Annotated in this window: 12 protein-coding genes; 7 read left to right on the forward strand and 5 right to left on the reverse strand. The window is 69.9% G+C overall.

Going from position 1 to position 11,682, the window contains the following annotated elements:
* Positions 1 to 95 precede the first annotated feature (95 nt).
* The 3 genes from U9R90_RS13995 to U9R90_RS14005 all read left to right on the forward strand — a co-directional run bounded on the left by U9R90_RS13995 (position 96) and on the right by U9R90_RS14005 (position 4,023).
* A complete protein-coding gene (locus tag U9R90_RS13995; protein ID WP_411056758.1) occupies positions 96 to 755 on the forward strand; it encodes a LuxR C-terminal-related transcriptional regulator in 660 nt (219 codons plus the stop codon).
* Positions 756 to 1,016: 261 nt separating this feature from the next.
* Positions 1,017 to 2,948: a 2-oxoacid:acceptor oxidoreductase subunit alpha gene (locus tag U9R90_RS14000; protein WP_411056759.1), complete on the forward strand. Its 1,932-nt coding sequence runs from the start codon at positions 1,017 to 1,019 to the stop codon at positions 2,946 to 2,948.
* Positions 2,941 to 4,023 (forward strand): 2-oxoacid:ferredoxin oxidoreductase subunit beta, encoded by a 1,083-nt coding sequence (locus U9R90_RS14005; RefSeq protein WP_411056760.1) that lies wholly within the window; start codon positions 2,941 to 2,943, stop codon positions 4,021 to 4,023. The genes U9R90_RS14000 and U9R90_RS14005 overlap by 8 nt, the downstream gene beginning before the upstream one ends.
* A 40-nt stretch (positions 4,024 to 4,063) precedes the next feature.
* Here the strand turns inward: U9R90_RS14005 and U9R90_RS14010 are convergent, their stop codons facing one another.
* Complete coding sequence (locus tag U9R90_RS14010) at positions 4,064 to 4,423, reverse strand: winged helix-turn-helix transcriptional regulator (RefSeq protein WP_411057736.1); 360 nt, start codon at positions 4,421 to 4,423, stop codon at positions 4,064 to 4,066.
* Between the two features lie 133 nt (positions 4,424 to 4,556).
* Between U9R90_RS14010 and U9R90_RS14015 the strand changes: the two genes are divergently transcribed.
* Both U9R90_RS14015 and rarD read left to right on the forward strand, forming a co-directional pair.
* Positions 4,557 to 5,417 carry an SDR family oxidoreductase gene (locus U9R90_RS14015; protein ID WP_411056761.1) on the forward strand — a complete coding sequence of 287 codons (861 nt, stop codon included), beginning with the start codon at positions 4,557 to 4,559 and terminating at the stop codon, positions 5,415 to 5,417.
* 192 nt (positions 5,418 to 5,609) lie between these two features.
* Complete coding sequence (gene rarD, locus U9R90_RS14020; RefSeq protein WP_411057737.1) at positions 5,610 to 6,614, forward strand: EamA family transporter RarD; 1,005 nt, start codon at positions 5,610 to 5,612, stop codon at positions 6,612 to 6,614.
* Positions 6,615 to 6,622: 8 nt separating this feature from the next.
* On the opposite strand, the gene U9R90_RS14025 is transcribed toward rarD, so the two are convergent.
* Positions 6,623 to 7,027, reverse strand: a complete 405-nt coding sequence (locus U9R90_RS14025) for an SRPBCC family protein (protein ID WP_411056762.1) — start codon at positions 7,025 to 7,027, stop codon at positions 6,623 to 6,625.
* Between the two features lie 2 nt (positions 7,028 to 7,029).
* Positions 7,030 to 7,644 (reverse strand): CGNR zinc finger domain-containing protein, encoded by a 615-nt coding sequence (locus U9R90_RS14030; RefSeq protein WP_411056763.1) that lies wholly within the window; start codon positions 7,642 to 7,644, stop codon positions 7,030 to 7,032.
* Between the two features lie 22 nt (positions 7,645 to 7,666).
* Here U9R90_RS14030 and U9R90_RS14035 point away from each other — a divergent pair, with 22 nt between their 5' ends.
* Complete coding sequence (locus U9R90_RS14035) at positions 7,667 to 8,116, forward strand: VOC family protein (protein ID WP_411056764.1); 450 nt, start codon at positions 7,667 to 7,669, stop codon at positions 8,114 to 8,116.
* 195 nt (positions 8,117 to 8,311) lie between these two features.
* Complete coding sequence (locus U9R90_RS14040) at positions 8,312 to 9,694, forward strand: M28 family metallopeptidase (protein WP_411056765.1); 1,383 nt, start codon at positions 8,312 to 8,314, stop codon at positions 9,692 to 9,694.
* 16 nt (positions 9,695 to 9,710) lie between these two features.
* On the opposite strand, the gene U9R90_RS14045 is transcribed toward U9R90_RS14040, so the two are convergent.
* Complete coding sequence (locus U9R90_RS14045; RefSeq protein WP_411056766.1) at positions 9,711 to 10,673, reverse strand: ABC transporter permease; 963 nt, start codon at positions 10,671 to 10,673, stop codon at positions 9,711 to 9,713.
* The gene (locus U9R90_RS14050; RefSeq protein WP_411056767.1) at positions 10,660 to 11,652 is read right to left on the reverse strand and encodes an ATP-binding cassette domain-containing protein; all 993 of its coding nucleotides are present in this window, start codon (positions 11,650 to 11,652) and stop codon (positions 10,660 to 10,662) included. Before U9R90_RS14050 ends, U9R90_RS14045 begins: the two co-directional genes overlap by 14 nt.
* Positions 11,653 to 11,682 lie beyond the last annotated feature (30 nt).

Genomic DNA, 11,682 nt, shown 5'->3' on the forward strand with positions numbered 1-11,682 from the left:
CTCAACATCAACAAGGAACTGAGAAACCACGACGGCGGTCGGCCGCCTCCGCGAGAGCGGCGGCGGTTTAGCCGCGACATGGGGGGCGGCAGGACGTGCGGGTGGTTATCGCCGAGGATTCAGTGCTGCTGAGGGAGGGCCTGACCCGGCTGCTGACCGACCGTGGGCACGAGGTCGTCGCAGGGGTCGGGGACGCGGGGGCGCTGATCAAGACCATCGGCGAGCTGGACGCGCAGGGCGCGCTGCCGGACGTGGTGGTCGCGGACGTACGGATGCCGCCGACCCACACCGACGAGGGCGTGCGCGCGGCGGTGCAGCTGCGCCGCGCCCACCCGGGGCTCGGGGTGCTGGTGCTGTCGCAGTACGTCGAGGAGCGGTACGCCACCGAGCTGCTGGCCGGATCCAGCCACGGCGTCGGCTATCTGCTCAAGGACCGGGTGGCCGAGGTACGGGAGTTCGTGGACGCCGTGGTGCGGGTCGCCGAGGGCGGGACCGCGCTTGACCCGGAGGTCGTGGCGCAGTTGCTCGGCCGCAGCCGCAAGCAGCACGTGCTGACCGGGCTCACCCCGCGCGAGCGGGAGGTCCTGGGGCTGATGGCGGAGGGGCGGACCAACTCGGCGATCGCCCGACAGCTGGTGGTGAGTGACGGTGCGGTCGAGAAGCACGTCTCGAACATCTTCCTGAAACTGGGACTCTCCCAGAGTGACGGAGATCACCGCCGCGTCCTGGCGGTCCTCACTTACCTCAACTCCTAGCGCGCTGAAACTCTGCCAGGTGTCGAGCGAAACGGTAGTCAGAGAACCAAAGTATGCAAGAGGATCGTCACTACAGAGGGGACCGTGGGGGGATCGTGGGGGGCGAATGAAGCGTGGCAAACCAGTGCGACACACCGTCTCAGACGTGCATTCATTATGCGAGCAGCCCCGGGAAGGCGACCCTTACAGACGTAGGGTGGCCTTGGGAGGACCGGTCAGCCGATGCCTTCCGTGCCGCAGCCTCGAGGGAGGTCCAGTTCAGTGACCAGCCAGGTCAGTAGCCGAGCCGAGCAGACCGACGGAACCGTGGTCGGCGAGCAGCGCAAACCGTCCGGAGACAAAGAGATCCGCCGTCTGGATCGGGTAATCATCCGGTTCGCGGGTGACTCGGGTGACGGGATGCAGCTGACGGGTGACCGTTTCACGTCGGAGACGGCGTCGTTCGGAAACGACCTGTCGACGCTGCCGAACTTCCCGGCCGAGATCCGGGCGCCCGCCGGAACCCTGCCGGGCGTCTCCAGCTTCCAGTTGCACTTCGCTGATCACGACATCCTCACCCCGGGCGACGCGCCGAACGTGTTGGTGGCGATGAACCCGGCCGCGCTGAAGGCGAACATCGAGGATGTGCCGCGTGGCGCGGAGATCATCGTGAACACGGATGAGTTCTCCAAGCGGGCGATGGCCAAGGTGGGCTACGACGTCTCTCCGCTGGAGGACGGGTCGCTGGACGGCTACAGCGTGCATCCGGTGCCGCTGACCACGCTGACGGTGGAGGCGCTCAAGGAGTTCGAGCTGTCCCGCAAGGACGCCGGCCGCTCCAAGAACATGTTCGCGCTGGGGCTGCTGTCGTGGATGTACCACCGGCCTACCGACGGCACCGAGGCGTTCCTGAAGCAGAAGTTCGCCAAGAAGCCGGACATCGCCGAGGCGAACATCGCGGCGTTCCGCGCGGGCTGGAACTTCGGTGAGACCACCGAGGACTTCGCGGTCTCCTACGAGGTCGCGCCGGCCGCGAAGGCGTTCCCGACGGGCACGTACCGCAACATCTCCGGGAACCTCGCGCTGTCGTACGGGCTGATCGCCGCGGCCCGGCAGGCGGATCTGCCGCTGTACCTGGGCTCGTACCCGATCACCCCGGCTTCCGACATCCTGCACGAGCTGAGCAAGCACAAGAACTTCGGCGTACGGACCTTCCAGGCCGAGGACGAGATCGCGGGCATCGGTGCCGCGCTCGGGGCTGCGTTCGGCGGCTCGCTGGCCGTCACCACCACCTCGGGCCCCGGTGTCGCGCTGAAGAGCGAGACGATCGGGCTGGCGGTCTCCCTGGAGCTGCCGCTGCTGGTCGTGGACATCCAGCGCGGCGGCCCGTCCACCGGGCTGCCGACCAAGACCGAGCAGGCCGACCTGCTGCAGGCCATGTTCGGCCGCAACGGCGAGGCCCCGGTCCCGGTGATCGCTCCGAAGACGCCGGTGGACTGCTTCGACGCGGCGCTGGAGGCGGCCCGGATCGCGGTCACCTACCGCACGCCGGTGTTCCTGCTCTCCGACGGCTATCTGGCCAACGGCTCCGAGCCGTGGCGCATCCCGGACGTCGACGAACTGCCCGACCTGCGGGTGCAGTTCGCCCAGGGCCCGAACCACACCCTGGACGACGGCAGCGAGGTGTTCTGGCCGTACAAGCGCGACCCGCAGACCCTGGCGCGGCCGTGGGCGGTGCCGGGCACCCCGGGCCTGGAGCACCGGATCGGCGGCATCGAGAAGCAGGACGGCACGGGCAACATCTCCTACGACCCGGCCAACCACGACCTGATGGTCCGCACCCGCCAGGCCAAGATCGACCAGATCGAGGTCCCGGACCTGGAGGTCGACGACGCCGACGGCCAGGCCGAGCTGCTGGTGCTGGGCTGGGGATCGACGTACGGACCGATCACCGCCGCCGTGCGACGCCTGCGCACCGCGGGACACAGCGTGGCCCAGGCCCACCTGCGGCATCTGAACCCCTTCCCGCGGAATCTGGGCGAGGTCCTCGGGCGTTACAACAAGGTAGTGGTGCCCGAGATGAACCTCGGCCAGCTCGCCACCCTGCTGCGTGCGAAGTACCTGGTGGACGCCCAGAGTTTCACCCAGGTCAATGGAATGCCGTTCAAGGCCGAGCAGCTCGCCACGGCACTCAAGGAGGCCATCGATGACTGAGGCGACGATGTCGGAAGGCACGGGCACGATCGAGGCGCTCAAGCTGGTGCCGAAGGCCGAGGGCAAGCAGTCCATGAAGGACTTCAAGTCCGATCAGGAAGTGCGTTGGTGCCCCGGCTGCGGCGACTACGCGGTGCTGGCCGCGGTGCAGGGCTTCATGCCCGAGCTCGGGCTGGCCAAGGAGAACATCGTCTTCGTCTCCGGGATCGGCTGCTCCTCGCGCTTCCCGTACTACATGGACACCTACGGGATGCACTCCATCCACGGCCGCGCCCCGGCGATCGCCACCGGCCTCGCGTCCTCGCGCCGTGACCTGTCGGTGTGGGTGGTCACCGGTGACGGTGACGCGCTGTCCATCGGCGGCAACCACCTGATCCACGCCCTGCGCCGCAATGTGAACCTCAAGATCCTGCTGTTCAACAACCGGATCTACGGACTCACCAAGGGCCAGTACTCCCCGACCTCCGAGGTCGGCAAGATCACCAAGTCCACTCCGATGGGCTCCCTGGACGCGCCCTTCAACCCGGTCTCGCTCGCGATCGGCGCCGAGGCGTCCTTCGTGGCCCGCACGGTCGACTCGGACCGCAAGCACCTCACCGACGTGCTGCGGCAGGCCGCCGCCCACCCGGGCACCGCGCTGGTGGAGATCTACCAGAACTGCAACATCTTCAACGACGGCGCCTTCGAGGTCCTCAAGGACAAGCAGCAGGCCGAGGAGGCGGTGATCCGCCTGGAGCACGGGCAGCCGATCCGCTTCGGGGTCGACGGCGCCAAGGGGGTCGTACGCGACTCCCTGACCGGCGATCTGAAGGTCGTCGCGGTCACCGAGGAGAACCAGTCGCAGGTCCTGGTCCACGACGCGCACGCCCCGTCGCCGACCACGGCCTTCGCGCTGTCCCGGCTCGCGGACCCGGACACCCTGCACCACACCCCCATCGGTGTGCTGCGCAGCGTCGACCGCCCGGTCTACGACACCCAGATGTCCGACCAGCTCGACACCGCCATCGAGCAGAACGGCAAGGGCGATCTCGCCGCGCTGCTCGCCGGTGGCGACACCTGGACGGTCGTCGGCTGACCGGCTGATCCGTACCTGCGAAGCCCGGTCCTGAGCGTGCTCAGGACCGGGCTTCGTCGTACGCGGTACGGGCGTCGAGCACCGTCTCCGTGCGCTTCGCCGTCCACAGGGCCAGCTCCCTGACGTGCAGGGCCGCCTCCTGGCCGAGCTCGGTCAGCGAGTAGTCGACGCGGGGCGGGATCACCGGCTTGGCGTCACGGTGCACGAAGCCGTCGCGCTCCAGTGTCTGAAGCGTCTGGGCCAGCATCTTCTCGCTCACGCCGCCGACGGCTCGGCGCAGTTCACTGAAGCGGTACGAGCGGTCCCGTAGCGCGAGCAGGATCAGCACCCCCCAGCGGCTGGTGACATGTTCCAGGACGCCACGCGACGGGCACATCGGGTCGGTGACGTCGGCCTTCATTCCTGGCTGCCAGCTAACTTCCACACCAGTACCTTACTTCAAAGTGGGTACTTACGTGAAGTAAGTACCTCTCCTAAGGTAAGTGGCAGACCACTTCGAACAGGATGAACAGCAGGAACAGGGAGTTTCAGGCATGAGCCTCGTTATCACCGGCGCCACCGGACACCTCGGCCGTCTCGTCATCGACGGGCTGCTCGCCGCCCAGGTCCCGGCCGACCAGATCGCCGCCGTCGTACGCAACAAGGAGAAGGCCGCGGATCTCGCCGCACGCGGTGTCGAGGTACGGGTCGCCGACTACTCCGCACCCGAGACCCTGGCCGGCGTCTTCGGTGCGGGCGACAAAGTGCTGCTGATCTCCGGCAGCGAGGTCGGCCAGCGGGTTCCGCAGCACCGGGCCGTGATCGACGCGGCGCGTACGGCGGGCGTCGCGCTGCTCGCGTACACCGGCGTACTGGGCGGGCCCGCGGCCGACTTCCAGCTGGCCGCCGAGCACAAGGTGACCGAGCAGGCGATCCTCGACTCCGGGCTGCCGTACGTCTTCCTGCGCAACGGCTGGTACCACGAGAACTACACCGAGAACCTCGCGCCGGTCCTGGAGCACGGCGCCGTGGTGGCCCGCGCGGGCGAGGGCCGGGTCGCCTCCGCCTCGCGCGCCGACTACGCGGCCGCCGCCGTCGCCGTACTGACCGGCGAGGGCCACGAGAACGCCACGTACGAGCTGAGTGGCGACGTCGCCTGGAGCTTCGCCGAGTACGCCGCCGAGGTGGCCCGGCAGTCCGGCAAGGAGATCGGCTACGCGAACGTCCCCGCCGAGCAGCTCCTGGCCATCCTCACCGGCGCCGGACTGCCCGAGCAGCTGGCCGCGATCCTGGTGGACGTGGACGCCGCCATCGAGCGCGGGCTGCTCGCCGGGACCAGTGGCGACCTGGCGCGGCTGATCGGACGGCCGACAACGCCGATCGCGGATGCGGTCGCCGCGGCCCTGAAGAACTGACGGGCACGCCCCTCTAGAACTGACAGGTCCGAAAGCGGATATTGGGCATGACACTCGGGCCCTCTCGGCGCTACCTTCGAACTTCGAGCGTTCACGCTTCGAGCTTCAACCAGGGAACGACGCGGGGAGGGTCCGTTGACGTCTGCCACGGAGCAGCGAGCCGGTTTGCTGTACGGCATCGGCGCCTACGGAATGTGGGGACTCGTCCCCCTTTTCTGGCCCCTCCTGAAACCCTCCGGAGCCATCGAGATCCTCGCCCACCGCATGGTGTGGTCGCTGGTCCTGGTCGGCCTCGTACTGCTGGTGCTGCGCCGCTGGAGCTGGGCCCGTGAGCTGCTCCGGCAGCCGCGCAAGCTCGGCCTGATATCCCTCGCCGCGACGGTGATCACCGTCAACTGGGGCCTGTACATCTGGTCGGTGAACACCGGTCACGTCGTCGAGGCCTCGCTCGGGTACTTCATCAACCCGCTGGTCACCATCGCGCTCGGCGTCCTCATCCTCAAGGAACGGCTGCGCCCCGCGCAGTGGGCGGCGGTCGCGACCGGCTTCGCGGCCGTGGTCGTCCTGACCATCGGCTACGGCCGCCCGCCGTGGATCTCCCTCACCCTGGCCTTCTCCTTCGCCACGTACGGCTTCGTGAAGAAGAAGGTGAACATCGGCGGCCTGGAGTCCCTGGCGGCCGAGACCGCGATCCAGTTCCTGCCCGCGCTGGCCTTCCTGCTCTGGCTCGGCGCCCAGGGCGACGCCACGTTCGGCACCGAGGGCGCGGGGCACGCGGCGCTGCTCGCGGCGACCGGAGTGGTGACCGCGATCCCGCTGATCTGCTTCGGCGCGGCCGCGATCCGTATCCCGCTGTCCACGATCGGCCTGCTGCAGTACCTGGCACCGGTCTTCCAGTTCCTGCTCGGCATCCTGTACTTCCACGAGGCGATGCCGCCCGAGCGGTGGGCCGGGTTCGGCCTGGTCTGGCTGGCGCTGTCGCTGCTGACCTGGGACGCGTTGCGTACGGCACGGCAGAACCGGATCCGGGCGGCGGCCGCGCGGGCGGCTTCGGCGGCGGCTGCAGAGGCGGCTTCAGGGACGGCGGCTTCAGCGGCTGCACCGTCCGCCGCCGCGTCTGCCGTGTCATCCACCGCCTCGTCCGCCGCCGCGGCGAGCACGCCTGACGTCAGCCGGACGCCGACCGGCTCTAGGTGAGCCAGGGGCTACGCGCGGCCCAGCGCGGCCGCGACCCTCGCCATCACCGCCTGCCAGTGCGCGCGCTGGCGTTCGCGCTCGTCCGCGCTCGCCAAGTGCTCCTGATGGAAGCGGAGTACGGTCCGGTCGGACCCTGAGGCGGAGACCGCGACCTGCACGGTGGTCGCGCCGTGGGTGGCGCGGATGCGGTCGCCTGGGCGGTACCCGCGGACCTCGCCGGTGACGCCGTCGGCCGTCTCGTACCGCGTCCCCTTCGCGGGCGGTGGGGACGACGGCAGCACCGCGCCTTCGCCCAGCCAGAGCGCGATGCCCTCTGGGCTCGCGATGAACTCCCACACCGCCGAGAGGGGCTGGGGCAGCGTCTTGGAGACGCCGATCTGCCAGCCCGCGTCCTGGGTGAGTCCGGTGGGCATGACTAATCTCCTTCCATGCCGGGCGTGCCGGGCGTGCGGGTCCGGTGGGCCTTGACCTTGCTGCGGTTGCCGCAGCGCTCCATGGAGCACCAGCGGCGGCGGCCCGGGCGCGAGGTGTCGACGAAGAGCAGCAGGCAGTCGTGGGCGCCGCACTCGCGGATGCGGTGGGCGTACGGGCCGGTGAACAACTCGACCGCGTCACGGGCGACCGTCGACAGGAGCTGCCCCCCGGTGGCCCCCGACGCCCACGCGCGCGTGCCGTCCGGTGCGAGGCGGGCGACGAGCGGGGGCCCGGCCGCGGCGGCGTTGACCACGTCCAGGTCCGCGGGATCGAGGGCCCGATCGTGCGCGCGGGCAGCGGTGAGGAACCAGAGGGCGGCGCGCAGGGCGCGGGCCGCGGTCAGTTCGGCCGGAGTCACGGAGATCGCGAGGCCTCCGGCGAGCCTGCTCTCGCCCGCCCAGCGCACCAGGTCGGATGGCGTGTGCAGCACTTCGTACCGCGCGTAGCCGCCCGGACCGCCGGTCGGCAGCAGTTCCAGGCAGAGCGCGCCCGGATCGAAGCGGAACGGCCGCCCTTCGGGTGTCTTCAGGGTCAGGCCCGTTGCGGACTGCGTCATGTAACCACTATAAGTGGTTACCATGATTCTGCAATGGAAGCTCGTGATCGACTCCACCGACCCGCACGCGCAGGCGGACTTCTGGGCCGCCGCACTCGGCTACGAGGTCGAGGACAACAGCCCGCAGATCGAGCAGCTCCTCGGACTCGGCGTCGTACAGCCCGAGATCACCGTCCAGCACCACGGCCGCCACGCCTGGCGGGACGCCGCGGCCGTGCGGCACCCGGAGGAGCCGTTCGACAAGCACAGCGGGGCGGGGCTCGGGCGGCGGCTGCTCTTCAACCGCGTACCGGAGGCGAAGAGCGGCAAGAACCGGCTGCACATCGATCTCCATGTCGGCGCGGAGCGGCGGGAGTCGGAGGTCCTACGGCTGCAGGGGCTCGGCGCGAGGATGGTGCGCGAGGTGAAGGACCCGGGCGGGGAGTGGGTGGTGATGGCAGATCCGGAGGGGAACGAGTTCTGCGTGGCCTAGGCCTTACGCCCCGTGTCCGGTGGGCGAACACTCGTGACCGGTTTCCGCTCTTGACGGTTGGTCAAAACCGCACCACATTCAGCACGCACAGCTCAGCACGGCTCAGTAACTGCTCCAGCACCCCGTGGCCCTGACGCCGCGGGGTGTCCTGCACGTTCCGTCTCTGTCCCCGTACGGAATTGGGAGCCCCCACACATGAGACCGTCCACGTCCAGATACCAGTCCACCTCCAGATCCCGGTCCGCCGTCAGTTCCCGGTCCAGCTCCAGACGGGCCGCCGCGGGCGTCGCGCTCGCCCTCGCCGGTCTGCTCGCCGCCGCGGTCCCGGCCGCTTCCGCCGCCTCACCCACCGCGCCGCCCGCCGCGCCCGCGGCCGCCGACGCCCCCGACATACCCCTCGCCAACGTCAAGGCCCACCTGTCCCAGCTCCAGTCGATCGCCTCCGCCAACGGCGGCAACCGGGCCCACGGCCGGGCCGGTTACCAGGCCTCGATCAGCTACGTGAAGGGCAAGCTGGACGCGGCCGGATACACCACCACCGTCCAGCAGTTCACGGCCAGCGGCAGGACCGGCTACAACCTGATCGCCGAATGGCCAGGCGGCGACCCGGACCAGGTCCTGATGGCCGGGGCGCACCTCGACTCGGTGTCGTCAGGGCCCGGCATCAACGACAACGGCTCGGGCTCGGCCGCCGTACTGGAGACCGCGCTCGCCGTGTCCCGCGCCCAGTTGGAGCCCACCAAGAAGCTGAAGTTCGGCTGGTGGGGCGCGGAGGAGCTGGGCCTGGTCGGGTCCCGGTACTACGTCAACAGCCTGTCGAGCGGTGAGCGCGCCAAGATCTCCGGCTATCTGAACCTCGACATGGTCGGCTCCCCGAACCCGGGCTACTTCGTCTACGACGACGACCCGGTGCTGGAGAAGACCTTCCAGGACTACTTCACCGGAATCGGCGTACCGACCGAGATCGAGACCGAGGGCGACGGCCGCTCGGACCACGCGTCCTTCAAGAACGTCGGGATACCGGTCGGCGGGCTCTTCACCGGGGCCAGCCGTACGAAGACGAGCGCGCAGGCCCAGAAGTGGGGCGGCACGGCCGGGCAGGCCTTCGACCGCTGCTACCACTCGTCGTGTGACACCACATCGAACATCAACGACACCGCCCTCGACCGCAACAGCGACGCGCTCGCGCACACCGTCTGGGCGCTCGGTACCGAGGAGCCACCCCCGCCGGGCGACGTGTACGAGAACACCGAGGACGTCGCGATCCCGGACAACGGGTCCGCGGTGACCTCCCCGATCACGGTCTCCGGACGTACCGGCAACGCGCCCGCCGCGCTCCGGGTCGGCGTGGACATCAAGCACACCTGGCGCGGAGACCTGGTCATCGATCTGATCGCGCCGGACGGCACCGCGTACCGCCTGAAGAACTCCAGCGGCGGCGACTCGGCGGACAACGTCATCACGACGTACACCGTCGACGCGTCGAGTGAGACAGCCAACGGCACCTGGCGGCTACGGGTCCAGGACGTGGCCCGGTACGACACCGGTCGCGTCGACAGCTGGCGGCTCACCTTCTGAACCCCCGCTGCCTCACCTACGCACTGATGTCCTTCGTCGTGAAGCGCGCCCAGGCCGCGGCCCCGAACACCGCCGCGTACAGGCCCTGCAGCCGCAGGTTGGCGACCAGGTCGTCGAAGTGGACCGGGTCCCGCAGCAGATCGGCGAAGGACAGCCAGTGCTGGGAGAACAGATAGGGGTGTACGGCGTCGAGCTGCGGGATCGAGCCGACGATCTGCACGGTGATCAGCAGCCCGACGGTCGTGGCCATCGCGGCGATACCGCTGTTCGTCAGCGTCGAGACGAACACGCCGAGCGCCGCGAAGCCGATCAGCGAGGCCGCCACGACCAGGGCGATCAGCAGGGCGCGCAGCAGCCCTTCGGAGAAGCTGATCCGGGTGCCGGAGATCGTCGTCAGGTCGCCGAGCGGGAAGAGCAGCGCGCCCGTGGCGAGCGCGGACGCCGCCACGGTGACCGTCGCGATCAGGCAGAAGGCCAGCGTCGTGGCGTACTTGGCGAGCAGCAGCCGGGTGCGGCCCGCCGGTGCGACCAGGAGGTAGCGCAGGGTTCCGGCACTCGCCTCGCCCGCGATGCCGTCGCCCGCGATGACGCCGATGGCCATCGGAAGGAAGAAGGGGAGGGTCGCCGCGAGCGCGGCGAAGACCAGGAAGAGGCCGTTGTTGGTGATCTGGCTGAAGAAGGCCGGGCCCGCGCCTCCGCCCCCGCCTCCGCCGGACCCGGCCGAACCGCCGTCGCTCGTCTCGATCTTCACGGCGATCCCGATGAGGACGGGGAGCACCGCGAGTACGCCGAGCAGCACGAGGGTCCGCCAGCGGCGGAGGGTGGTCCCGAGCTCAGACCGGAAGAGCCCGAGGGTCCAGAGCCGACGACGTACGCCGGAGACGCCAGGCGCCTCGCCGGAAGGCGTCACGGGGGCGTCAGCCTGCGTATCAACGTGCGCACCAACCCGCGCACCAACCCGCGCATCAACCCGCGACATCGAAGCCCTCCCCGGTCAGCTCCACGAACACGTCCTCCAGCGATGCCCGCTCCAGGGCGAAGCCGCGTACCCGGACCTCCGCGCGGACCAGCGCCGCGTTGAGGTCCGCGAGGTCGGTCGTGGGTGGGTCGCCGGTGACGCGGTCGTCGGTGACGGTCAGGTCGGTCACGCCGTGCTCCTTGAGGACGCGCGCCGCGTCGGCCGGGTCGGGGGTGGTCACGGCGAGGCGTCCGCGAGTGGTCGCGGCGAGCTCCGCGACCGTGCCCTGGGTGATCAGGCGGCCCCTGGCCATCACCGCGGCATGCGAGCAGACCTGCTCGATCTCGTCCAGCAGATGCGAGGAGAGGAAGACGGTCGCGCCGTCGTCGGCCAGTTCCCGTACCAGCGTGCGGATCTCCCGCATGCCCTGCGGGTCCAGGCCGTTGGTCGGCTCGTCCAGGACGAGGAGGCGGCGTGGCTGGAGCAGCGCGGCGGCCAGGCCGAGCCGCTGCTTCATGCCGAGTGAGTACGCCTTGGCCTTCTTGGCCGCGGCGGAGGTCAGGCCCACCCGGTCGAGGGCGGCGGCGACGCGGGTGCGGCGGGTGCGGGGATCAGCGGTCGGGTCGGCGGCGTCGTACCGCAGGAGGTTGTCCCGGCCGGAGAGGAAGCCGTACAGCGCGGGGCCCTCGATGAGCGCGCCGACGTGCGGGAGGACGGTGTGGGCCGCGCGGGGCATGCGGTGGCCCAGGACGTGCGCCGAGCCCGAGGTCGGCTCGATCAGGCCCATCAGCATCCGGATGGTCGTCGTCTTGCCGGAGCCGTTCGGGCCGAGGAACCCGAAGACGCTGCCGGACGGCACGCTCAGGTCCAGCCGGTCCACGGCGGCCTGGGCGCCGTAGCGCTTGGTCAGTGCGCGGGTCTCGATCACGGGCCCGCCAGAGCCCCGGTCGGGGTCGGTGGGCGCACCGGGCACACCCCGCACGCTCGGCGTATCGATCATCGTTCCCCTGTCGTATCGCGCACCAGCGCG

This window comes from Streptomyces sp. E11-3 (assembly GCF_046540415.1).
In the GTDB taxonomy this organism is placed as follows: Bacteria; Actinomycetota; Actinomycetes; order Streptomycetales; family Streptomycetaceae; genus Streptomyces.

What these genes read in the sequence shown, in the direction of transcription:
- U9R90_RS14005 (WP_411056760.1), top strand. Translation starts at nt 2,941, where the DNA reads ATGACTGAGGCGACGATGTCGGAAGGCACGGGCACGATCGAGGCGCTC.
- U9R90_RS14010 (WP_411057736.1), bottom strand. Translation starts at nt 4,423, where the DNA reads ATGAAGGCCGACGTCACCGACCCGATGTGCCCGTCGCGTGGCGTCCTG.
- U9R90_RS14015 (WP_411056761.1), top strand. Translation starts at nt 4,557, where the DNA reads ATGAGCCTCGTTATCACCGGCGCCACCGGACACCTCGGCCGTCTCGTC.
- rarD (WP_411057737.1), top strand. Translation starts at nt 5,610, where the DNA reads ATGTGGGGACTCGTCCCCCTTTTCTGGCCCCTCCTGAAACCCTCCGGA.
- U9R90_RS14025 (WP_411056762.1), bottom strand. Translation starts at nt 7,027, where the DNA reads ATGCCCACCGGACTCACCCAGGACGCGGGCTGGCAGATCGGCGTCTCC.
- U9R90_RS14030 (WP_411056763.1), bottom strand. Translation starts at nt 7,644, where the DNA reads ATGACGCAGTCCGCAACGGGCCTGACCCTGAAGACACCCGAAGGGCGG.
- U9R90_RS14035 (WP_411056764.1), top strand. Translation starts at nt 7,667, where the DNA reads ATGATTCTGCAATGGAAGCTCGTGATCGACTCCACCGACCCGCACGCG.
- U9R90_RS14040 (WP_411056765.1), top strand. Translation starts at nt 8,312, where the DNA reads ATGAGACCGTCCACGTCCAGATACCAGTCCACCTCCAGATCCCGGTCC.
- U9R90_RS14045 (WP_411056766.1), bottom strand. Translation starts at nt 10,673, where the DNA reads ATGTCGCGGGTTGATGCGCGGGTTGGTGCGCGGGTTGGTGCGCACGTT.
- U9R90_RS14050 (WP_411056767.1), bottom strand. Translation starts at nt 11,652, where the DNA reads ATGATCGATACGCCGAGCGTGCGGGGTGTGCCCGGTGCGCCCACCGAC.